At 51.4% G+C, this 22,038-nt stretch carries 21 protein-coding genes; 14 read left to right on the top strand and 7 right to left on the bottom strand.

The features are described 5' to 3' along the window. Positions 1-773: 773 nt before the first annotated feature. On the bottom strand, positions 774-1,247 hold the full coding sequence (locus RB620_RS18145; RefSeq protein WP_308096662.1) for a hypothetical protein: 474 nt from the start codon (positions 1,245-1,247) through the stop codon (positions 774-776). A gap of 152 nt (positions 1,248-1,399) precedes the next feature. Between RB620_RS18145 and RB620_RS18140 the strand changes: the two genes are divergently transcribed. The 11 genes from RB620_RS18140 (at position 1,400) to RB620_RS18090 (ending at position 15,581) form a co-directional block, all read left to right on the top strand. Then, positions 1,400-3,157 (top strand): sensor histidine kinase, encoded by a 1,758-nt coding sequence (locus tag RB620_RS18140; RefSeq protein ID WP_308096660.1) that lies wholly within the window; start codon positions 1,400-1,402, stop codon positions 3,155-3,157. Then, complete coding sequence (locus RB620_RS18135; RefSeq protein WP_308096658.1) at positions 3,142-4,482, top strand: response regulator transcription factor; 1,341 nt, start codon at positions 3,142-3,144, stop codon at positions 4,480-4,482. Before RB620_RS18140 ends, RB620_RS18135 begins: the two co-directional genes overlap by 16 nt. Positions 4,483-4,724: 242 nt before the next feature. Then, positions 4,725-6,449: an extracellular solute-binding protein gene (locus RB620_RS18130; protein ID WP_308096656.1), complete on the top strand. Its 1,725-nt coding sequence runs from the start codon at positions 4,725-4,727 to the stop codon at positions 6,447-6,449. Positions 6,450-6,532: 83 nt separating this feature from the next. After that, the gene (locus RB620_RS18125) at positions 6,533-7,423 is read left to right on the top strand and encodes an ABC transporter permease (RefSeq protein WP_308096654.1); all 891 of its coding nucleotides are present in this window, start codon (positions 6,533-6,535) and stop codon (positions 7,421-7,423) included. A 15-nt stretch (positions 7,424-7,438) separates the two neighbouring features. Beyond that, positions 7,439-8,329 carry a carbohydrate ABC transporter permease gene (locus tag RB620_RS18120; RefSeq protein ID WP_308096653.1) on the top strand — a complete coding sequence of 297 codons (891 nt, stop codon included), beginning with the start codon at positions 7,439-7,441 and terminating at the stop codon, positions 8,327-8,329. Positions 8,330-8,362: 33 nt separating this feature from the next. Beyond that, entirely contained in the window at positions 8,363-9,625 is a 1,263-nt protein-coding gene (locus tag RB620_RS18115; RefSeq protein ID WP_308096651.1) for a Gfo/Idh/MocA family protein, read from the top strand. A gap of 288 nt (positions 9,626-9,913) precedes the next feature. Continuing rightward, positions 9,914-10,846, top strand: a complete 933-nt coding sequence (locus RB620_RS18110) for a metallophosphoesterase family protein (RefSeq protein WP_308096649.1) — start codon at positions 9,914-9,916, stop codon at positions 10,844-10,846. A gap of 22 nt (positions 10,847-10,868) precedes the next feature. After that, the gene (locus RB620_RS18105) at positions 10,869-11,687 is read left to right on the top strand and encodes an MBL fold metallo-hydrolase (protein ID WP_308096647.1); all 819 of its coding nucleotides are present in this window, start codon (positions 10,869-10,871) and stop codon (positions 11,685-11,687) included. A gap of 56 nt (positions 11,688-11,743) precedes the next feature. Continuing rightward, positions 11,744-12,928, top strand: a complete 1,185-nt coding sequence (locus RB620_RS18100; RefSeq protein WP_308096646.1) for an MFS transporter — start codon at positions 11,744-11,746, stop codon at positions 12,926-12,928. Between the two features lie 5 nt (positions 12,929-12,933). Beyond that, on the top strand, positions 12,934-13,905 hold the full coding sequence (locus RB620_RS18095) for a metallophosphoesterase family protein (protein WP_308096644.1): 972 nt from the start codon (positions 12,934-12,936) through the stop codon (positions 13,903-13,905). Beyond that, complete coding sequence (locus RB620_RS18090; RefSeq protein WP_308096643.1) at positions 13,902-15,581, top strand: DUF4091 domain-containing protein; 1,680 nt, start codon at positions 13,902-13,904, stop codon at positions 15,579-15,581. The genes RB620_RS18095 and RB620_RS18090 overlap by 4 nt, the downstream gene beginning before the upstream one ends. Positions 15,582-15,724: 143 nt before the next feature. Here RB620_RS18090 and RB620_RS18085 read toward each other — a convergent pair whose 3' ends face one another. Further along, positions 15,725-15,934: a TM2 domain-containing protein gene (locus RB620_RS18085; RefSeq protein ID WP_308096641.1), complete on the bottom strand. Its 210-nt coding sequence runs from the start codon at positions 15,932-15,934 to the stop codon at positions 15,725-15,727. 190 nt (positions 15,935-16,124) lie between these two features. Here RB620_RS18085 and RB620_RS18080 point away from each other — a divergent pair, with 190 nt between their 5' ends. Then, complete coding sequence (locus tag RB620_RS18080; protein WP_308096640.1) at positions 16,125-16,487, top strand: hypothetical protein; 363 nt, start codon at positions 16,125-16,127, stop codon at positions 16,485-16,487. Positions 16,488-16,587: 100 nt separating this feature from the next. Here the strand turns inward: RB620_RS18080 and RB620_RS18075 are convergent, their stop codons facing one another. Further along, positions 16,588-17,250, bottom strand: coding sequence for an NUDIX hydrolase (locus tag RB620_RS18075; protein WP_308096638.1), 663 nt, complete (start codon positions 17,248-17,250; stop codon positions 16,588-16,590). After that, positions 17,243-17,704 carry a large-conductance mechanosensitive channel protein MscL gene (gene mscL / locus RB620_RS18070; protein ID WP_308096636.1) on the bottom strand — a complete coding sequence of 154 codons (462 nt, stop codon included), beginning with the start codon at positions 17,702-17,704 and terminating at the stop codon, positions 17,243-17,245. Before mscL ends, RB620_RS18075 begins: the two co-directional genes overlap by 8 nt. A 205-nt stretch (positions 17,705-17,909) precedes the next feature. On the opposite strand from mscL, the gene RB620_RS18065 reads away from it, so the two are divergent. Beyond that, entirely contained in the window at positions 17,910-19,679 is a 1,770-nt protein-coding gene (locus tag RB620_RS18065) for an ATP-binding protein (protein ID WP_308096635.1), read from the top strand. 97 nt (positions 19,680-19,776) lie between these two features. Next, positions 19,777-20,910 carry a DNA alkylation repair protein gene (locus RB620_RS18060; RefSeq protein WP_308096633.1) on the top strand — a complete coding sequence of 378 codons (1,134 nt, stop codon included), beginning with the start codon at positions 19,777-19,779 and terminating at the stop codon, positions 20,908-20,910. A 120-nt stretch (positions 20,911-21,030) separates the two neighbouring features. Here RB620_RS18060 and RB620_RS18055 read toward each other — a convergent pair whose 3' ends face one another. The 3 genes from RB620_RS18055 to RB620_RS18045 form a co-directional block, all read right to left on the bottom strand. Beyond that, positions 21,031-21,321: a transposase gene (locus RB620_RS18055; RefSeq protein WP_308096631.1), complete on the bottom strand. Its 291-nt coding sequence runs from the start codon at positions 21,319-21,321 to the stop codon at positions 21,031-21,033. 126 nt (positions 21,322-21,447) lie between these two features. Continuing rightward, entirely contained in the window at positions 21,448-21,594 is a 147-nt protein-coding gene (locus tag RB620_RS18050) for a hypothetical protein (RefSeq protein ID WP_308096629.1), read from the bottom strand. A gap of 106 nt (positions 21,595-21,700) precedes the next feature. Continuing rightward, on the bottom strand, positions 21,701-22,027 hold the full coding sequence (locus tag RB620_RS18045) for a zinc ribbon domain-containing protein (RefSeq protein ID WP_308096628.1): 327 nt from the start codon (positions 22,025-22,027) through the stop codon (positions 21,701-21,703). Between the last annotated feature and the right edge of the window lie 11 nt (positions 22,028-22,038).

The following is a 22,038-nucleotide window of genomic DNA, read 5'->3' as shown; positions in this document are numbered from 1 at the left end:
CGTCTCTTCAGAAACCCAGCTCGTTCGAAATCAAAAATGTACGACGTTTATTTGAGTAAACTTGCATAAACCTACCTTTTAAGGCGTACTAAGCAATCAATTGTTAGACAGACTGACGTACGGTTTGATGAGGAGGGGCTGAAATTTTTCAGCCCTTTACTCTAGCTTAGGAAATTATGCATCGGTTAATAAGCTCTTCAATCCTGTAAATCTGCAGAATTTCACATTCGCTAGGCCCCGCTAATAGCAGAATCCTGCAAATCTGCAGGATTTGAGTACCCAATGGGCTGACTTAAGCCGTACGGCCCAAGATTGCTGCACATTAGCAGGAAATGTCCAACGTTGGAGCTTAAAAGCATGAAATTCCTGCACAATTGCAGGAACTCCCCCTTATTTCTCGGTATAGTGCGCCTGATTTTGACGGAGTCACCCGTCAGGGTGAATTTGTCCTGGTTTAGGAAATTATGATATTCGCCTGATGTGGATGAGGCGTGCAACCTGAGAAAAAACGTAACGGATACAGTCGACTCTATGAGGAGGATTTCGTGCAAAAACAAATTGTAAAGGACACCAGAATTCTTATTTAGCTGAGATGGAGCGAAATATCGCCTTGATGGAGCAAATAGAAGCGTTGGTGTCCGTTACATGTTTGAAACACAGCAAATCTGCATAATAACGCCTTCCCTGTCCGTTAGGGGAAACCGTATACTCGCTACGTGTCAGTCACCGTCAGGGTGACTTTGTCCGGATGAGAGCTGGTCTAATTTACTCCATTATTTTTGTGGAAGGATTTCAATTTTATCATCCATAGTCATATCGGGCGCGTCAAAGAAAAAATAGATACTATCTTTTGCTTTTACATAAGCAGTAGGATCTCTAAGTTCGTTTTTAGTGCGGATCTTAACTGATTGATATTCGCCTTTATTAAGGCTAACTACACCGCCCCAAACAGGCTGCCATGTAAGGTGGTTATCCTTATATAAAGGATGGAAACTTTGAATCAAAGTAACATTAGGGGTGCTGTTAGTAGTAGAAATGTCTTGAGTATTGTAATATCTGGACCAGAAATTATACTTTTCACGCTTCTGTAGTGTCATGACTCCAGCAGGTTTCCCGTCTTTAATATATAAATAATGACGAAAATTATTGTTTTCAGTTGAGATTAACATAACATCGCTTTCTGAAATTCCATTACGCCAAAGTATTCCCAAGGGTACAACAATTAATTTAATTCGTCGCTTAGCCATAATACACCACCCTATTGTTAAGGATTATTTGAAAATGTTCCTTATTGACATAAAAGAAACTCATCTGAAACAATTGGTTAAATAATTGAGAAGTTTGTGCATTGCTCGAAACATTCCGTGAACGTACCATTAAGATCATAAGGGGGGGCCCTATGAAACTGCAAGCTGCCGGTAAAGCGAAATGGTTCGTCTACCAGAAAATTGTCGTTGTATTCGTTGTTCTTCTTATTCCTCTTTTTTCGATAAACATATGGGTGAATTTCAAGGCGATATCTTTTTCGAAAAATACGATCGTTGATTCCGCCATGGCCGGTCTATCCTTTTATGCCAATCAGTTAGATAAGGAAATGTACTTTATTCGTAATCAGCAACTGCAATTTCTGAATGACAGCGATTTGCAGAAGCTTAGCTTTCTGGGCGGAAGCCTTAAGGGATATGAAGAGGTTTTATTAATTCAGCAAGTAAAAGACCGGCTCGTTCCCATTTTGGAATCCAGTGAATACGTAACCAACGCGGGTGTTTATATTGCCTCGATAGACAAAACCATCTCAAGCATAAGCGGTGTCACGAATGCGCCTAATGCGGAGTACGAGCTCATTTCTTCGTTATCCGTCACCTCGCCCAAACCCTCTTTCTATTCGGTGGGAGAGAGCATCTTCTTCATTGAAGTTGAGAATAATGCCGGCATCTGGTCGTATATTGAGATTTCCAAATCGAAGCTGCTGGACGCGCTGCGCCAAACGGCAACCTTATCCCGAGATTCCGAAGTGTTCTTAGGGAGCGAAAGTCTTGGAAGCCTGATATCCACGGCTGGGCACGACCGGACAATGGCTTTTGAGCATCAGCTGCTCCAAGAACTGGACGGTCTGGATGAGCATGATTCGAAAATGAAGAATGTAGAAGGCATCCGTTATTTTGTTGCGCATAACAATATCGGTTCTTTGAATTTATCTCTAATCATGTATGTCAATCAAAATGAAATCACAAAGCAATTGAGTCAATTTAATTTATTGTTCTACTTTTTATTCGGCATTGCTTTTGTTGTGCTCGTGCTATACTCGTTCTCTGTCAATCTAATGATCCACCGGCCTCTGTCCAAGCTAGTCAAGGCATTCCACAAGATCGAGACCGACAATCTTAACTTGGTTGGGGAGTCCAAAAGAAATGATGAATTTCATTATTTATTTCATAGCTTTAATCGCATGGCTCATAGATTGAAACGTTCCATAGAGGAGAATTACGGGCAAAAAATAGCGCTGCAGCATTCGGAATTAAAGCAATTGCAGTCCCAAATCAACCCCCATTTTCTTTATAACAGCTTCTATAATATTTATATGATGTGCAAAGTGGGGGATTCCGACAGCGCCGCGAATCTATCTCAAAAGCTGGGCAATTATTATCAGTACATTACGAGAAGCGGCGCCAATGAAGTGTTATTGAGCAAAGAGTTCCAGCATGCGCTGGATTATTGCGAGATTCAATGCATTCGCTTCTCCAACCGAGTCTCGTACGAGTATACAGAAATACCGCAACGGCTATATTCCGTTTACGTGCCTAGGCTAATTATTCAACCGATCGTTGAGAATGTATTCGATCACGCCTTTGAAGATGGCGCTCCGGACAGAATGATCTATCTCGATGCTAGTTACATGGACGATACCGTACGCATAACGGTAGAAGACAACGGTCAATTGTTAACGGATGCCAAGCTCGAGCAGTTGCAGGAGCAGCTGGCGACGAGCTCCCAACAGATCGAAAAAACAGGTTTAATTAACGTTAGCAATCGACTTGAATTAACGTATGGCGCGGGCAGCGGCTTATTCGTCTCCCGAAGCCGTCACGGCGGATTAAAGGTAGAGCTTATTATACATGTTCAGCAGAAAGGAGCATCATCATGTATCGATTGTTAATCGTGGACGACGAACCCGCCATTGTAAATGGATTAGTACAGCTTTTTCGGGAAAATAAGGAAATGGAGCTGGATGTATGCAAAGCTTATTCCTCGAATGAAGCGATAGAAATCGCGAGAAAAACGAAATTAGATATTCTGATCAGCGATATTCGCATGCCTCAGAAGGACGGCCTGCAATTAGTGGACGAAATTATTTATTATTGGCCTTCATGCCGAGTCATCTTTCTTACCGGTTATAGCGAGTTTGACTATGTATTTGAGGCGATCAGAAAAAATGTGCAAAATTATATTCTAAAAACGGAAGGCATCGAACCTGTTTTTCAAGAGGTGAAGAAGGCCATTTCGAAATTAGAGGAAGATAACCGTAACAGGCTCCATCAAGAAAAGGCGCAGTTGCTCATTCAAATGGCGGAACCGATCATGAAAAAAGAATTGATGGAGAGCATGCTAAGCGGAGATTCGATAACATCTCTTCTTAGCCAATCGCGTTATGCGGAGTTGGACTTTCAAATTGCTATGGACCGCCCCTTCTTCTTCCTTGTTGGACAAGTAGACCGGCTTGAAGTCCATAAAATAAAGGCGTTGCAATCCATGCAGCGGATTGTAGACAATCATTTGCCCGCATCTATAGCGAATGAGAAGGTGATCTACGACGGCAGCGTGCTTGTATGGCTTATTCAACCGGCAGAGGAGTTGTTGAAGCGGTTTGGCAGCGATCCTTCCGATGCGGAATCGGAAGCGCGTGGCTTTGTTTCGTATATGAAAGGAATACTTGAGCTCATCCAGAACGAATGCGAAGACGTATTGGACACTTCCGTTTCATTCGGCATTTCCGGAAATTTGTTAGGAAAGCAGGACAATATTCATCTCCTGGTGGAAGCTGTTCGCACGATGATCCATAACCGAATTCTGCTCGGTCAAAAAGTCGTTATCGTTGATCTCGAAAAGTCGGCCGGATCTGAAGCGGCACGATATATAAGCGGAGGAATACGGCAAGACGACAGCAAGAAATCGCTGATTGAACAAATCCATCACTATATTCATGAGCATCTATCCGGCGATGTGTCTCTAACGGCTATTGCAGACGAAATGCATTTCAACCCCTCCTATCTATCGCGTTACTACAAACAGATCACGGGGCACAATCTGTTCGACTATATTCAATCTACGAAAATGAATGTCGCCATTAACTTGATGATGACGACCTCTTTAAAATTAAATGAAATTGCGGTCAAGGCGGGTTTCGATTCCCCCTCTTACTTTACGACTTTTTTCAAAAAAATGACGGGACTTTCGCCTCAGGAGTATCGGAATTCTAGGTAAGTGGTGAGAAAACCTCTATCGAAGCCTTTTTCGGAGATGTGCGACCGCGTTTAAAGGTAGGTTTTATCGCCAAATAGAATTTCCAAGTTTCCGCTATCTCGGAAACTCAGAAATTCTATTGTGGTAAACAAAGTAAAAGCGAAGTAAGAATCTTGAAATTGAAACCGCTTTCGCCCCGTCTTACAATTACAAATGAAGCAAGATTGCTAAACCGTAATTACAATAAAGGGGGAAGCGTTTCAATGAAAAAGTACAGAACAATGAAATGGGTTTTGGCATCATCACTGTTGCTTTCGGTCGTTGCAGCCTGTTCGAATCAAGGCTCTAACAATGCCGAACCGTCAACTGCACCACCGCCTTCCGACAATGCAGGAAACGAAGCAACCGCACCAGATCCGTTAGGCAAATATCCCGAGACCGTAACCGTGTCGCAAGTCATCGGGTATAATCCGCCGGAAGACCCAAGAATCCCTAAAGGGATTACGCCCGATAAGAATGCCTACCTCAAAGATCTCAAAGAGATGATGAATATCGACGTGAAATTCAAATGGATGGTTCCTTCCAACCAATACGAGCAAAAATTTTCGCTCGCCATGGCATCGGGCGATCTGCCCGATCTTCTGGAGCTGGACCCGAAAAACTTCGAGAAGTTGAAACAGCAAGATATGTTGGCTGATCTGACGGAGGCATATGAACAATACGCATCTCCGGCTCTAAAGAAGTATATGGGGTCCGACGGCGGGTTCACGATGAAAACGTTCAGCTCGGACGGCAAGCAGCTTGGCATTCCCGTGTTCGAGGATCCGTTCCTCTCTACGCAGCTGCTCTGGATTCGGAAAGACTGGCTGGATAACTTGAATCTGCAGGCGCCGAAATCGATGGATGAACTGGAGAAGGTCGCAGAAGCATTTGTTAACAACGATCCGGACCAGAATGGCACAGCCGACACTTACGGCGTTGCCTTGCAGAAAACCTTGTTTTTCTGGGGCTTCGATGTTAGAGGTTTCTTTAATGGATTCGGCGCCTACCCATCCGTTGGCGATGCCCAGTCCGCCTGGATCAAAGAAGGCGAAGGGAAGCTCATACCGGGCTTGATTCAGCCCGAAGTAAAGACGGCGCTAGGCAAGCTGCAGTCCTGGTATCAGAAGGGGATTATCAACAAAGAGTTCGCGCTCAAGGACGAGAACAAAGTAGTGGAAGATATCACTTCGGGCAAGGTCGGCATTTCTTACGGCGAATGGTGGTATCCGAACTGGCCGCTCAATATGAACGTAGACAAGGACCCGAAGGCGGAATGGATTGCCGTTCAAATTCCGGGGCTTGACGGACCGGGCAAATCGCTTGTACCCAAAATTCGCGCCGGAAAAATCTACGCGGTGAATAAGGAGTTTAAACATCCGGAAGCGATCATTAAGATGATGAATTATTACATTGAAATCGGCTATAAGAAATACATGGACCTGAAAAAACCTGAAGATGGATTTGTATATAATTGGTATAATCCGCGGGTTTATAATCCTGCCCAGATTGAAACGGTCTATACCGAAGTGAATAAAGCGCTGGATGCGAATCAGACCGAAATCACATTGGATGATGAAAATTACACGAACGTAGCGGGAGTGTTCAAAGCGTCAAAGGATTTCCTTGCAGGAAATACGGAGACCGCGACAAAAGGCGTGAACTGGGGACAATATTATAGCCGCGTTGCCAAGGAAGGCGGCTGGGGATTGACTCGTAGCGTTAAAGAAAGCCAAGCATTCGTCAATAACGAATTTTATGGCCTGCCTACTTCGACGCAAGTAGAGAAGGGCGGTCAACTAGACAAGCTGATGCAAGAGTCCTTCACCAAAATCATCATGGGAGAATCTCTCGATGAATTCGATAAGTTCGTTGCAAGCTGGAAGACGCTAGGCGGCGACGACATTACGAAAGAGGTCAATGAATGGTTTAGCAAGCAACCGAAATAATCCTGATTGTAAAGCGGGAGCGTGGAGTCGAACGATCGACGATGCCTCCCCTTTTCAAATTAGCGAGGATAAGGAGACCGCCTATGAGAACGCTGAAAAAAGAGTATATATTGCACCTGATGTTATTGCCCGGCGTTATCGTTACATTGATTTATGCATACGGACCAATGGCCGGTCTTATCATGGCATTTCAACAGTTTGAACCGTTGTCCGGTTTTTTCAAATCGGAGCTTGTCGGCCTCGACAACTTCCGCTATGTATTCAATCTGCCGGATTTCAATCAAGTGCTCTGGAATACGGTTATCATCTCGATTTTCAAAATGGTGCTGTTCCTGCTTGTTCCGCTCATTCTCGCGCTATTGTTGAATGAAGTAACGAGAAGATGGTTTTCACGCTTTATCCAATCCGCTATTTTTCTGCCTTTCTTTCTGTCATGGACGGTCCTTGGAGGCGTCATTATTGAGCTATTCTCATTGAACGGGCCTGTTAATAGCTTAATTACGGCATTTGGTATGGAGCCTATCATGTTTATGCTGGATAATGAATGGTTTAGAGGGATTATCATTGGATCGGACGTTTGGAAGGGCATGGGCTACAACATGATCGTGATGCTGGCTGCGATTACGGGAATCAATGCTACGCTCTATGAAGCCGCGGAGGTGGACGGGGCAGGGAAGTGGAAGCAGATGATTCATATTACGCTGCCCGGCATGGCGCCGATTCTTATTCTGCTGGCTGTATTAAGCTTAGGCGGCGTTCTCAACGCGGGTTTCGAACAAATCTTGATCATGTACAACCCTACGGTTTATGAGGGGGCGGATATTATCGATACATTCGTCTATCGACTGGGGATGTTCAGTCAACAATTTGGTCCAGCCGCAGCAGTCGGTCTCTTTAAATCCGTAATTTCGCTGGCGTTGGTATCACTGACCTACTACGCAGCTTACAAATACAATAACTATCGAATATTTTAGGCAGGAGGTAGTGCCGTGTTACACAAGCAGACAATCAGCAGGAAACTCTTTGTCGTATTCAATACGTTATTGTTGACTCTCATTACATTGCTCGGGGTTATTCCGTTCATCCATTTGCTCGCGATCTCGCTTAGCTCCAATACAGCGGCGATGGCTGGAGAAGTGAAGCTGTGGCCTGTCGGGTTTACCTGGGATTCATATGCCTATCTAGGAGAGAAGGTAGAGTTTTTCCGTTCGTTTTGGGTTTCGATAGAGCGGGTCCTGCTTGGTACGATCGTCAATATGCTGCTCGTATTTATTTCGGCTTATCCGCTATCCAAATCGAATGATCAGTTTAAATATAGAACGCCGTATGTCTGGTTTTTTGCGATCACGATGTTTTTCGGCGGCGGGCTCATTCCTACTTATATCGTGGTCAAAGAAACAGGATTGATTAATTCCGTCTGGGCGCTTATTTTGCCTGGGGCATTAAACGTATGGAACATGGTCCTGATGCTGAATTTTTTCAGATCCATTCCAAGAGAATTGGATGAAGCGGCTACGATCGACGGTGCGGGACACTTGCGGGTGCTTTGGCAAATTTATTTGCCTGTGTCTCTTCCGTCGATTGCAACCATCGGGCTGTTCACCATTGTCGGCCACTGGAACTCTTGGTTCGACGGTATTCTATATTTGAATTCGCCGGAGAAATATCCGCTTCAAACCTATCTGTCTACGTTGATCATGTCCATTAACGCCCAGATGTCGTCGATGTCGCTCGAACAGCTCAAAGTCATGGAGAACCTCAGCGAGAAGTCTCTCAAAACCGCGCAAATCTTTATGGGCGCATTGCCGATTATGTTAGTGTATCCGTTCTTGCAAAAGTATTTTGTCAAAGGAATGACAGTTGGAAGCGTCAAGGAATAGCAGTAATGCTTACATCAGGGAGATGGATGATCGATGAAGAAGGTTACCGTTGCATTAATTGGAGCGGGATTACGGGGAGTCAATTATTTGGAGTATGCTCTTCAGCATCCTGACGAGTTGCAAGTCGTTGCCGTTGCGGAGCCGATTGCCGAACGAAGGGATAGCTTTAAAGCGAAGCATCGACTGGACGATGACCAATGCTTCGAGAGCTGGGACGATTTTTTTGCGGCTCCCAAACTCGCGGATGCCGTCCTCATTTGCACGCAGGATAAACAGCATTTTGATCCGACAATGAGGGCGCTTGAGGCTGGATATCATGTCCTTCTGGAGAAACCCATGTCGCCGGATGCCAAGGAATGTATCCTTATGGGGGAGATGGCGACGCGAGTCAATCGTGTATTTTCGATATGCCACGTTCTTCGGTATACGCATTTCTTCTCTACCATAAAAAGACTGTTGGATAATGGAGCGATCGGAAGGCTGATGTCCATCGCTCATAATGAAAATGTGGGTTATTGGCATCAAGCGCATAGCTTCGTCAGAGGGAATTGGCGCCGCGAAGAGGAGTCCAGTCCGATGATTCTAGCCAAGTCCTGTCATGATCTCGATATTCTGCTCTGGCTGGCGGGTGCGGATTGTACGCGAGTATCCTCTTTCGGATCGCTATCACATTTTACTGCCGATCAAGCTCCGGAAGGGGCTCCGTTCCGTTGTTTGGATGGCTGTCCGGTGTCGGATGAGTGTCTATACTATGCGCCTAAGCATTATTTAACAGACGACACGAACTGGCCTACATCGGCGATAAGCGATGATTTGAGCTATGATGCCCGTTATAAGGCGCTGAAAGAAGGACCCTACGGCAGATGCGTCTATTATTGCGATAACGATGTCGTCGATCATCAAGTCGTCAATCTCGAGTTCGCAAATGCTGTCACTGTCGCATTTACGATGAGCGCGTTTACGAAGGATGTCAGCCGTACGATCAAACTAATGGGAACCAAAGGTGAAATTCGCGGCGCTATGGAGAAAAACGAAATCGAAATCATTCATTTTGACAGCGGCAAAGCGGAGCAGATCTCATTGGAGAATATGGGCGGTCACGTTGGTCACGGCGGCGGTGATATGGGATTAATCAAGGATTTCTTGAGGCTGGTAAGAGAGGATGGCAAGAGTCAAGGCCTAACATCGGCGGATCAGTCGGTTCAGAGCCACTTAATGGCTATTGCCGCAGAGCAATCCAGAATAGATGGCAGCATCATTGATCTAACAAGCTTTACAGATAGCTTCCGATCATAAAGAACATTTCGTACTGTTCCCGCACAAATGGTTAAATATATGCGGAGTTCGTGCATTGTTGAAATCAGCGTACAATCGGTACGATAGAACGCGCTGGAAGCCCTGCTGCAAGATTTTCCAATATTGCAGCGCTAATATCGTTTTTTTTGACAAGTCGGGCGCTTTCGGGCGTCCTTCTTGTCTTTCGCACAAATGGTTAACTTTATGACGTTTTTAACTATTGCCAGCAAGAGCGAAGTCTGCCTAACATAAAGGGAAATAGGCCTTCTTTGGGGGAGATCAGATACGATGGATAAGCAGTTAAAGTTTAATGAAGACGGCACGTTCACAATCGTCCAATTTACGGATTTGCATTGGCAGAACGGGGACGAGAAGGATGAGCTGACGCGCGCGTTAATGGAAGAGGTGATCCGGGAGGAGAAGCCCGACCTGATCGTGTTCACCGGCGATTTGATCTATAGCGAGCATTGCGAAAATCCGGAACGATCCGTACGCGAGGTCGTGGCTGAAGCGGTTCGCAGCGGAGTGCCTTGGGCGGCCGTCCTCGGCAATCACGACGCGGAGGCGAATGTGACTAGAGAGGAAGTGCTCGGTTACCTGCGTTCGCAGCAGGGAAGCCTTACGGGGCATACGCCCGGGGTGAGAGGCTTCGGCAATTACGCATTGCAGGTGGCGGGGAGCGGCGGAACGCCGGCAGCGGCGCTGTACTTCTTGGATAGCGGTGATTATTCCAAGCTGAAGCATGTCGACAGCTACGCATGGATCAACCGGGATCAGATTGACTGGTACGCCGCAGAATCTCGTCAATTCGCCGAGAAGAACGGGGGAGAGACGCTGCCGGCGCTTACCTTCTTCCATATTCCGCTTCCGGAATACGAGACGGTATGGGCGAAGGGAACATGCTTCGGGCAGAAGCATGAGAACGTATGCAGCGCGAAGATCAACTCTGGCTTGTTTGCCGCTATGGTGGAGCGAAGCGACGTGATGGGCACTTTCGTCGGCCACGATCACATTAACGACTTCTGGGGCGAGCTGTACGGCATCCGTCTTACGTATGGACGAGCGTCCGGCTACAACACCTACGGCAAGGAAGGTTTCCCGCGGGGGGCGCGAGTCATTCGTCTGCGTGAGGGAGAGAGGCAGTTCGAATCATGGCTGCGACTGGCAGATGGCAGTGTGGATAGGCAAGAAGCGAAACAAGAAGCAGAGCTGAAGCAATAATAGATTCGGGAGGATGTTAGTCATGAAGGTACATTTTTTGGGGACGGCTGCGGCCGAAGGATTTCCGAACGTATTCTGCAGATGCAACGCTTGCCTTGAAGCGCGAAAGCTGGGCGGCAAAAATATAAGGACAAGAAGCTCCGTCATCATTGACGACATCATCAAATTCGATTATTCGCCGGATTCGAGCATGCAGGCGCTTCGGGACGGCATCGATCTCGGATCGATCGAACATTTGCTGTTCACGCATACGCATTGCGACCACTTTATTCCGGAAGATTTGTTCTGCCGGGTAGAGGAGTACGCCCATGGACTGGAAGCTCCGATGAAGATATACGGCAATGACGCTGTCATTACGCGCAGCTATGCCGAGCTAGGCATTTACGGAGGGAACCGGCTGGCCTTCCAATTGGTCCGTCCGTTCCGTCCGTTTACGTTCGGAGATACCGTAGTTACTCCGCTGCCCGCCGATCACGACCGGAATGAAACTTGCCTGCTGTATTATGTGGAGCGCGGAGGCAAGCGGCTGTTCTACGGACATGATACGGGCTGGTTCCCGGAAGATACGTGGGAGTGGCTGAAGGACAAAAAAATCGATTTGGCTATTCTGGATTGCACGCACGGCTTTACGGGCAACAATCGGAATTCCGGCCATATGAACATTGAGACGGTGCTGGAAGTGCAGCGCGAATGGCGGGAGCAAGGCGTCATCAACGAGAACAGCCAGCTGTATGTAACGCATTTTACGCATAATTCCGGAATGCTGCACGACGATTGGGAGAAGGCTTTCGCCCCGGCGGGAATCCGCGTCGCTTATGATGGGCTGGTCATCAACGTCTAATGGATGAAGGACGAGAACGATCAATAAGACGACGCTCGGAGCGCGCGGTTATCGCGGTGGGAGCGGTATCGGGCCTGGCGCTGTTCGGGGACTCGATGTTATATGTCATCCTGCCGATTTATTGGGAGGAGGCGGGACTAACCTCTCTCTGGCAAGTTGGCGTCATCCTTTCCATGAACCGGTTCGTCAGGCTGCCCCTCAATCCTTTGATCGGTTGGCTCTACAATCGAATAACTTTGCGAACGGGCCTAGCGCTTGCCACCGTCGTCGGCGCGTTCACCACGATTGGTTACGGCGTATGGAAGGGCTTCGCGGCATGGCTGATTCTTCGCTCCTTGTGGGGGTTTGCTTGGTCGCTCTTGCGAATGGGCGGTTATTTGACGGTCATTCGTTATTCCGACGATTCGAATCGCGGCCATCTTATGGGACGGTATAACGGAGTATGGAGGCTCGGCAGCCTTGTCGGCGTATTGTTCGGCGGGCTTCTCGTGCCGATATACGGTTTGGCGAATGTCTCGATCGTCTTCGGTTCGCTGGCGGTGCTCGGATTGCCGATTATTGCATTCTTTATTACGAAAGACAAAGCGCAAGAGAATACCGGACAGAAGACGGGCGGGGAGGCAGCTAAAGCGATCTCGTCGGCGTGGACGCCGCGGGTGAAGCGCATGATCGCAAGCGGCTTTATGATCGCCATGCTTCATGCCGTATTCGGAGCAACCTTAAGTTATTTAATAGACGACATCGGCCAATCGGAAATCGCCGTGGCCGGTATCGCACTCAGCAGCGCGGCGCTGGCCGGATTGCTGCAGGCTCTGCGGTGCTTGTGGGAGCCATTCCTGGGCGCCTTTATCGGAGGCATATCCGATGGCCCTAAGGGCAGGGTGCCTCTCTTTATAGCAACGCTGGCCGCGTCGGCTGCCGGATATGCGCTGATGCCGTGGAAGCTGCCGCTCGAAGTATGGCTGCTCACCGTCGTCTACGTCATGATGACAACGACCGCGCTAGGCACGCTGTTGGATGCGATGGCCGCTGATGAGGCGAAAGGGACGTCTACCGTCAAAACGATAACCGCTTACACGGTTAGCACGGATTTGGGAGCGGCAGTCGGCCCGGCATTGGCTTATGCCGCTTTGGGGAGCAAGTACGGCATCACGACCGTATATATCGCCAGCGCCGTCTTATTCCTTATCATTGGACTTTGGTTCCGAGCGGAACCGCGTTTACACGCAGAGAGGGGATAGCTGCAATGGACAAAAAACTGACCTATCGCGAGGACGGCACGTTCGTCATCGTCCAGTTTTCCGATACGGAATTTATTTCGGAGGGAGATTATGATCCGGATACGCCCGATCATAACGCGGAGGCAAGAGCAACGATGGAGACGGTCATCGCGCACGAGAAGCCGGACCTGATCGTCTTCGCCGGCGATGTTACGGCAAGCGCGCGCGGCAAGGATCCGCGCGAATCGTTCCGGCAGGCGGTGGCGGTCGCCGAGGAGAAGGGCATTCCATGGGCCGCCGTATTCGGCAACCATGATTCCGAAGGAGCGGTCACGCGAAGCGAGATGAACGAGGAGCAGCTGGCGCACCGCTATACCGTCGCGCAGCCGGACCCGCCGCATGTCAGCGGCTTCGGCAATTATTCCGTGACATTAACGGACAAGGACGGCACCCCTTGCGCCGCACTCTACTTCTTGGACAGCGGCGATTATTCGCAGCTGCCCTCCGTCGGAGGCTACGACTGGATTCGCCGCGACCAGATCGACTGGTATGTGACGGAGTCACGTAAGCGCACGATCGCGGCAGGAGGCGTTCCGCTGCCTTCCCTCGCTTTCTTCCACATTCCGTTACCCGAGTACCGGGAGGCATGGGAGACGACAACTTGTCACGGCCATTGCTTCGAGGGAGTAAGCTCTCCCCGCATCAACTCCGGCATGTTCGCGGCGATGGTGGAGATGGGCGATATCATGGGCACCTTCGTCGGCCACGACCATGCCAATGATTTCAGCGGAGAGCTGCAAGGCATCCGCCTTTGCTACGGCCGCTCCACTCGCTATGTCAGTTATGTGGACGGTGCGCGCAACGATCGGTTCAAGACAGGCGCCCGCGTCATTCGGCTTCGCGCAGGTGAACGAGGATTCGATACTTGGATTAGACAAAACGACGGCACGATTGCGGAGCTTCCGACGCATCGGCCGAATGAGGAGGATATACGATGACGCAGCAAACGAAAAATTTTGCAACAAGATGCTTAAGCTCGCTGAGCAAAGTATTCCCAGATGAAGTTCTCACAGACGAAGCTGTCCAGACGGGAAGCGCGATGTGGAATGAGACGTTCAGCTTTCAGGCTGCCTATTGTTCGTCCCATCTTATCCGTTCGGTTCGGGCGAAGATTGAAGCCGATTCCGAGCTGCTTCCCTTTATTACGGTGCGTTCAGTGGGACTGTCGCCTTCGGAGCTGCCTGTATACGATAATCCCGACGCCAATTATATCCGGACAACGCCGGGCTTGTATCCCGATCCGCTTTATCCGCTCGAGGCGGAATTCAAGGCGCTTCCGGGCCAATGGCGCTCCTTGTGGCTGACTGTTCGAATCCCTTCCATGCCGGAATCCGTCGCTTTCGCGAAGAAGAGTCTCTTCTATGAAATCAGCGTCAGCTTCTTGGATGAGAATGGGGAAAACCTGGGCAAGGAAACCTTCACCCTTGAGATCATTCCGGTCGAGCTTCCGACCCAGAAGCTGATTCATACGGAATGGTTCCATGCGGATTGCATCGCGACGCAATACGGAGTCGACGCTTTCAGCGAGAGACATTGGGAGCTGCTGGAGCGTTATGCCCGCAACGCGGCGGAGCATGGCGTGAACATGCTTCTGACCCCGCTCTTCACGCCGCCATTGGATACGGCGGTCGGGGAAGAGCGCCTTACAATGCAGCTCATCGACGTGGACGTCGCGGGCGAGAACGAATATGCCTTTGGCTTCGGGAAGCTGGAGCGTTGGATCGACATGTGCCGGCGAGCGGGCATTCATTATTTCGAATGCTCCCATCTGTTCACGCAGTGGGGCGCCGCCCATGCGCCCAAGATCATGGCGAAGACGCCGGAAGGGGAGCGACGCATTTTCGGCTGGGAGACGGATGCGGCGGGGGAATGCTACGAGGCATTCCTTGACGCGTTTTTGCCGAAGCTGACGGCGTTCATTCGATCGAGAGGGATGGAGAACGACTTTTATTTCCACGTCTCGGATGAGCCTGTATTGGAGCAACTGGAAGCGTACCGCAGGGCCAGCGATATTCTGAAGAAACATCTTAAAGGCTTCCGGTTCCTAGATGCCTTGTCAGACTACGCCTTCTACGAGCAAGGTCTGGTGGAAATACCGGTTCCGGCCAACGATCATATGGACCGGTTCCTCGAAGGGAAGGTCGATCCGCTGTGGACCTATTATTGCTGCGCCCAGCACAGGGATGTCTCCAACCGTTTCTTCGCCATGCCGTCCGCAAGAAACCGGATCATCGGCATGCAAATGTACAAATTCGGCATTCAAGGCTTCCTGCATTGGGGCTATAACTTCTGGTACAGCCAAGGCGCTAGGCGCGCGGTCGACCCGTACAAGGTGACGGACGCGGACTGCGCTTTCGCCTCGGGCGACGCCTTTGTCGTCTATCCCGGCCCGGACGGACCTATCGATTCCATCCGGTGGGAGGTGTTCCGCGAGGCGCTGCAGGACCAGCGCGCTCTGGAATTGCTGGAGGCGTTAGCGGGAAGGGAGAAGGCGCTTGCCTTGCTGGAAGAGGAGACGGAGGAGTCGCTCCAATTCAAAAAATATCCCGTTCGCATCGCTTGGCTGCTCGGGACGCGCCGGCTCATTCACGAAGCCATTTTGAAAGCGATGTAAGTATGAGCGAGAAGATGCCGATCTCATCGAGAGCGCATTGGCGATGAAGAGCGGATATTTATGGAGAAGTCGGATACCCTAATAAAAAGCAAAAGTATAATTAAAAACTCCACCGCAAAATCAATTGCGGTGGAGTTTTATCGTTATGGTTTGAGAACGAGGCCTTGTTTGTCTTTGAAGCTGCCTACCGCGATAAGAATGATGTCGACGAGAGCCCACACGCCGAGTCCGCCGAGCGTTACAAGCTGAAGAATGCCCGTTCCGATCTTGCCGACGTAGAAACGGTGGATACCGAGCGAGCCGACTAGAATGGACAGAATTAACGCGACGACAAACGATTTTTCACTTTTCATCTGGTTGATTGATCCCCTTACGCATATGAATTATGTTCTGCATGACACGATATTAACATACCCAATTGTTAATAACATTAGTAAGTGTTTGGGAATTGATTGGCATTGGCGAATGACTCTATCAATCTACCCAAGCGAGTCGTCCTCGGCCGCATACAATAGAGTAATGTGGTAGAGAGGAGGGTTCATTATGTCCGATAGATTGGAAATAAGCGGTTGTTATAGCGGAGATCACAGACATCGCGGTAATGCGGTTAGAGGCGTTCAAGAGGCAGGCAGAGAATTAAGCCAATCGTTCGCCAGGTTGCGCAAGCGGAGCAATGCCAGAAAGTTGGTGGCTGCCATCCGCCACTGCGATTTCAGAGCGGTTAACCGATTGCTGGACCGCGACTGCAGAGCCGTCTGCTTCTTCAAGAAACCAGGCTACGATTGCGTCAAAATCGCTTGCGGCTTCGGTCGCAACAACTCGGCCATCGTCAACTTCGACATTTGCGTAAGAAGTCTGCGCCATCGCTGCGGCGGCGGCTGCGGCGGCGGCTGCGGATTCTATTAAATTCCGCGCCTAAGCATGGGGAAACAAGCAGAATGATAAGCCAACTAACACAAAGGAGAGGCAGCCTCGGGCATGCCTCTCCTTTTGCATTGCGGTACGTTCACGGGAGCCGCACGATGGATTCGTGAAGCTTCTCCATAACGTCCTCGTAGTAGCCGTTGTCGCGGGGGACGAATTGATCGGTGCGAACGGTGCGGACGCAGGGAGTTAAGCGGGAACGATCGTGCGCTGCTTCATCCTCCGCGAGCTCCGCTCCGGCAACCTCAAGCTCCTCCAGCTCGCCGCGGAAGAGCGCCAGCATGTCGCCGAGATCTGCCTCATACACGCCGAGTACTTCTTCCGGCTGCAGGCGGAGCGCAGACAGCGGCAAGTCGCAGACGAGCGCGAACACGTCGCTGACTTCCCTGTCGACGAAGAGCTTGCCGCCGATCATCCCGCTGGCGTCCTCGCGCACTTGGCCGAGCGGGATCAGCTCCTCGAATCCGGCGGTTACGCCGACTTCCTCCTCGATTTCGCGGACGGCGTCACGCATCGACTCGCCGGCCGTCAGATGGCCGGCCACCGTAATGTCGTAGCAGCCGGGATTCGTATCCTTCACGAGTTGACGGCGCTGGAACCGAACCCATTTACGGCCGCCTTCTCGCCGGATCAGCCAGCAATGAAATGAACGATGCCAATAGCCGTTCGCGTGCGTCTCCGAACGCGTCGCGGTGCCGAGCGGAGTCATGTCCTCATCGTAAATATCGAATCGCTCCTCAGGCATTCGCGGCGTTCTCCTCCAGATGAGAGGTGCAGTGCTTGCAACGCGTCGCTTTGATCGGCACTTGCGACAAGCAGTACGGACATTCTTTTTCCGTCGGATCGGCAGGAGCCTTCTCCGGCTCTTCCTTCTTGCGGCGCAGCGCGTTAATGCCCTTCACGAGCAGGAAGATGCAGAACGCGACGATGACAAAGTCGAGCAGCACGTTGATGAACTGGCCGTACTTTATGTAAGGGAGCTCTTCAGGTTTGCCTGTATAGGTGCTCGGATCCACCAAAGCAACTTTCAAATCCCTGAAATTAATGCCCCCCAGCAGTCTTCCGATCGGCGGCATAATAATGTCGTTGACAAGCGAAGTGACGATTTTGCCGAACGCCCCGCCGATAATGACGCCGACCGCGAGGTCGATGACGTTGCCGCGCATGGCGAACTCTTTGAACTCTTTTACGATTTTCATAAAAATACCCTCCGTTTGCGAAAACATTCCTACATTAATCTACTACAAGTGTACACCAAATCTAGCATTGCTAACCGGCGATTACAAGGGCGGAAAGATAGAAAGGCGTCAAATTGCGGCAGACTTGGCTTATAGGAAAAGGATATTATGGAAAAATGTCGAACTTTCTAGAGAACCCTCACAATTTGTAACCTGGAGGAGCGCGATGAATCATCTGTTTCAGCTCGGGAGCCCGTCCTTTCTTCTGCTCTCCCTGTTTATTATAAGCTTCGCAACGTATACGATGTTCCAAATGCAGCGGCGGAAGAAGCCGGATAACGGACAAGGCACCTTCTTCGGCATTGTCGGATCTTCCCTGGTGTTTACGCTCGGTTTATGGGCGATGCACGTCGTGATTCTGCTTGCCTCGGACTTCATGCTGAACGTTCAGTGGACGCTGGCCGTTAATTTCTCCTCGACCGCCTTTCTCGTTTCATGCGCGCTGTGGTGCTACCATCACAGCAAGCTTTCGAAGCGGCTCGCCGAAGCCGCCGCCTCGTTCCTTCTGGCGGTTGCCGTCACTTGGCTGCACTACTTTTCCATCCTTAGCCACTCTATTCAAAAAATCGATATGGACGTCCCGCTGGCCTTCATTTCGTTCTTTATCAGCTTCGCCGGATCTTATGCGGCGATCGTGCTGCTCCGCCGCCGCACGCAGTGGCGGTACTTGTCCGGCAGCGTTGCGGTCGGGCTTAGCAGCCTGGCGATGCATACGCTTGGCATGCAGGCGCTGACCGTGGAATACCGTCATGTCATGACCATGGACCGGCTCAACGATTTTTTAATGCTGCTCGCTTTTATGCTGGGGATTATGACGATGCTTATTATTGCGTTTTTCTATACGACTTGGCTCGGCATGAAGAAGATTACCCAGATCGACGAACGTTATCGGCTGCTTGTCGAGAACTCGACGGATACGATCGCGATCATCGTCGATGGCCGATGGGAATATCTGAACCCGTCCGGGCTGCGCTTGTTCGAGGCGGAAGGCGAACATGAGCTGATGGGGAACTGTATCTTCAGTATGCTGCATGGGAGCAATCATACGGAGATGCAGGCGTGGCTGCAGCATGTTCCGATGGAGGGGGAGTCCGAGCTCGGTCCGATCGAGCTGCAGTGGCGGACGCTGAAAGGCAATCTCATCCTGACGGAGATGGTACGCATACGTACGACGTATGACGGCAAGCCGGTGGAGCAAGTCATGATTCGCGACATCTCCGAGCGCAAGCGCAATGAGCAGCTGTACGTCAACGCGGAGAAGCTGTCGATCGCAGGGCAGCTGGCCGCGGGCGTCGCCCACGAGATCCGGAATCCTTTAACGTCGCTCAAAGGCTTCGTGCAGCTCATCGCTTCGGGACGCGTTCTCGGCAATCAATACTACCCGATTATGAAGGCCGAGCTATCCCGAATCGAGAGCACGGTAAGCGAGCTGCTTATGCTCTCCAAGCCGCAGGCTTACGAGTTGAAGCGAACGAATCTGAAGGAGCTGCTATCCGAGTCTTCCGCCGCGATCGGCGCGCGGGCCATGGCTCAAGGGGTGCGCATCAAGCATCGCTTCGGGAACGATCCAGCGTGGGTGCTCGGCGTAGGCATTCAGCTGAAGCAAGCCTTTATTAACGTCATGAAGAATGCGGTCGAAGCCATGCAGGAAGGCGGCACGCTGCGAATCGAGCTGAAGACGGACCAGCGGGGGATGATCCTGGTCTGTGTGACGGATACTGGAACAGGCATCCCGCAAGATCAGCTCGCGAAGATGGGACAGCCGTTCTATTCGACCAAAGACAAGGGCACGGGACTGGGATTGCTGGTCACCTACAAAATCGTCGAGAACCATAACGGCCATATCGCGATCGAGAGCGAAATGGGCGTCGGCACGACGCTCCGAATCGCATTTCCCTCCGAATTGCATGAAGGAGGCGGAGCGGCAGCAAGGTAGCATCGATCGGTTCGGCTTGCGGAAGCTGCTTCGCTATGATATACCTATATAAGAACATACGATCCCTTTTTGGGTGAAGATAGGAGCTGTAATAGCGATGGCAGAGCCGCTGAAATATATATACGATGGCATGTTTCTGGAGCAGTTCGCTGCTCGAATGAAAGGAGCATGGTCTCCGTTCGACGAGAATAGGTTCCTTGCGCTGGTGCGAGGCGACGACTGGGAGAGCCTGGAGCTGAAAGCGAGAACTCGGCGAATAACGGAATCGCTGGGAAAGACGCTGCCGGCCGATTATCGCGAGGCGCTGGACGTGCTGTATCTCGTCGACGAATCGTGTACGGGATTTCCTTATTTATTTTTCCCGGATTTCGTGGAGCTGTTCGGCATGGCGGAGGCGGACTGGACGCATTCGATGGAAGCGCTGGAGCGGTTCACGCAGCGTTCGACGGCGGAGTATGCGGTCAGGCCGTTTATATTGGCGCAGTCGGAGCGCATGGCCGCGCAGCTGCTCAAGTGGGCCGAGCATCCGAATGAGCATGTTCGGAGACTCGCGAGCGAAGGAGCGAGGCCTAGGCTGCCCTGGGCGCCGGCGCTGCCGATGTTCAAGCGGGATCCGTCGCCGGTATTGCCGGTGCTGAAGCGGCTGAAGGCCGACCCGTCGCTCTACGTGCGCAAGAGCGTCGCGAATCACCTGAACGATATCGCGAAGGATCATCCGGATCTCGTCATAGGGATCGCGAAGCGATGGAAGGGCGACAATCCACTGACGGATTGGATCGTGAGGCATGCGTGCCGTACGCTGATCAAGCGCGCAGACCCCGAGATCATGGAATTGTTCGGTTACACAGGCGGGGGCGCGGACGCGGCACCGCTCGTCGAAGAAGCTTCCTTGAAGCTGTCGCGGGAGGTGATCGCGCTTGGAGAGGACGTTATCCTGCGTTACGCGTTTACGCCTGCCGGCGAAGACGGAAGCGGGGAACCGCTCAAGCTCCGCGTCGAGTACGGCATCGATTTCGTCAAGTCGGGCGGGAAAACCTCGCTCAAGCGATTCCTGCTGTCGGATCGCGAGTTCGAACCCGGCAAGCGGGCGGAGGGGACGCGCACGCATCGCTTCGCCGACCTGTCGACGCGCAAGCATTACGCGGGAAGCCATGTCTTCACGTTATGGGTGAACGGGGTCGAAGTCGCCCGGAGCGGGCTGATGCTGGAGGACCCGAAGGCGGGAATGTAACTTCTCCCGGCGAACGCTTCGAGCGGGCATCACCCTAGTCAGACGGGTGGCGATCGGAATACGGCGCGAACGAGAATGGCGGTGCAAGGGGGTTTGCGATCCCTTGCACCGCCATTTTTTTTACTCCTTATTGCTGCCCTTATGCCGCCTTGGATGCTGCATGTGCGCTTCCGGATCGTCGTCGTCGTCGTGCGGAGTGAGACGCGGATCGGTCCGTCCTTCGTGATGATTGTCGAATTCGAGCTCGACCTGCTTCCACTCCGTCGTTCCCATAATGGGGTCGGCAGGGAACACGTCGCCGCGTTCCAGCTTCTCGTCGCGCCCCCATTCGTTGCGGTAGACGCCGTCTGCTTCGACGGGCTCACCGGAGAGAGGTTCCATCCTATGCGTATGCTTATCTTCATTGCTCATGATGCCAATTACCCCTTTGCGGAACATGTTGGAAATGCTGCTGCCCGGCCCGCGCGGTCCTTGCTCCCGCCCGGATCCGGGTCCGAACTAGCCTCGGCCGGGGCCGCTAGCTCGCGGATCCAAAACTTACAATCCGTGCTTCGGTACGGCCGCGCGGTCGGCCTCGGATTGAAGCTCGCTTGCCTGCTCTTTGCTTCCGGCGCCTTGATCCGCTAACGATTGCGCCTTGCCGGCTGCTTTCTGGCGATCGGAATGATGCTTGTGGCGTGACATGTGTATCGCCCCTTTGCAGGAAATGTGATCTTGCTCAAGGAAGATCGGCATTAGTTTGCCACGGGAGGAAGAATTGTATGAGTTCCGAAGGCGAATGGAATCGAAGTTATAATAATCGAAGCTCGCAGGAAGGGCAGACGGCATCCCGCTCGGTCACTTCCGCGCCGCATGCGGGACAAGGTTCCCGGAAGGGAGCTGCGGAAGCGCCGCTTGCCGCCTTCGCATTGGAGACGGCATCGGCCTGCCCAGAGGAGGAATCGCTGCCGCTTCGCAAGTGGGCGGGCGTTCCGAACAGCGTCTCGACCATGTCGCGCACCGTCTTGGAGCTCTCCGAGTCGCCGGAAGCGACGCGGACGATCAGGAACATCGCGCCGATGAGCGCTCCGGCGAGAAGAAGCACTAACGTCGTCGCGCCGATATCGATCCAGTTCATGGTGGTCATCG

Source organism: Paenibacillus sp. LHD-117, assembly GCF_030929555.1.
In the GTDB taxonomy this organism is placed as follows: domain Bacteria; phylum Bacillota; class Bacilli; order Paenibacillales; family Paenibacillaceae; genus Pristimantibacillus.
This window is presented reverse-complemented; position numbering and strand designations above follow the sequence as displayed.

Coding starts and splice junctions, on each gene's coding strand:
- RB620_RS18125 (WP_308096654.1), top strand. CDS start 6,533: ATGAGAACGCTGAAAAAAGAGTATATATTGCACCTGATGTTATTGCCC.
- RB620_RS18110 (WP_308096649.1), top strand. CDS start 9,914: ATGGATAAGCAGTTAAAGTTTAATGAAGACGGCACGTTCACAATCGTC.
- RB620_RS18055 (WP_308096631.1), bottom strand. CDS start 21,321: ATGAGCAATGAAGATAAGCATACGCATAGGATGGAACCTCTCTCCGGT.
- RB620_RS18145 (WP_308096662.1), bottom strand. CDS start 1,247: ATGGCTAAGCGACGAATTAAATTAATTGTTGTACCCTTGGGAATACTT.
- RB620_RS18050 (WP_308096629.1), bottom strand. CDS start 21,594: ATGTCACGCCACAAGCATCATTCCGATCGCCAGAAAGCAGCCGGCAAG.
- RB620_RS18045 (WP_308096628.1), bottom strand. CDS start 22,027: ATGAACTGGATCGATATCGGCGCGACGACGTTAGTGCTTCTTCTCGCC.
- RB620_RS18065 (WP_308096635.1), top strand. CDS start 17,910: ATGAATCATCTGTTTCAGCTCGGGAGCCCGTCCTTTCTTCTGCTCTCC.
- RB620_RS18090 (WP_308096643.1), top strand. CDS start 13,902: ATGACGCAGCAAACGAAAAATTTTGCAACAAGATGCTTAAGCTCGCTG.
- RB620_RS18085 (WP_308096641.1), bottom strand. CDS start 15,934: ATGAAAAGTGAAAAATCGTTTGTCGTCGCGTTAATTCTGTCCATTCTA.
- mscL (WP_308096636.1), bottom strand. CDS start 17,704: ATGAAAATCGTAAAAGAGTTCAAAGAGTTCGCCATGCGCGGCAACGTC.
- RB620_RS18075 (WP_308096638.1), bottom strand. CDS start 17,250: ATGCCTGAGGAGCGATTCGATATTTACGATGAGGACATGACTCCGCTC.
- RB620_RS18060 (WP_308096633.1), top strand. CDS start 19,777: ATGGCAGAGCCGCTGAAATATATATACGATGGCATGTTTCTGGAGCAG.
- RB620_RS18105 (WP_308096647.1), top strand. CDS start 10,869: ATGAAGGTACATTTTTTGGGGACGGCTGCGGCCGAAGGATTTCCGAAC.
- RB620_RS18130 (WP_308096656.1), top strand. CDS start 4,725: ATGAAAAAGTACAGAACAATGAAATGGGTTTTGGCATCATCACTGTTG.
- RB620_RS18115 (WP_308096651.1), top strand. CDS start 8,363: ATGAAGAAGGTTACCGTTGCATTAATTGGAGCGGGATTACGGGGAGTC.
- RB620_RS18080 (WP_308096640.1), top strand. CDS start 16,125: ATGTCCGATAGATTGGAAATAAGCGGTTGTTATAGCGGAGATCACAGA.
- RB620_RS18140 (WP_308096660.1), top strand. CDS start 1,400: ATGAAACTGCAAGCTGCCGGTAAAGCGAAATGGTTCGTCTACCAGAAA.
- RB620_RS18135 (WP_308096658.1), top strand. CDS start 3,142: ATGTATCGATTGTTAATCGTGGACGACGAACCCGCCATTGTAAATGGA.
- RB620_RS18095 (WP_308096644.1), top strand. CDS start 12,934: ATGGACAAAAAACTGACCTATCGCGAGGACGGCACGTTCGTCATCGTC.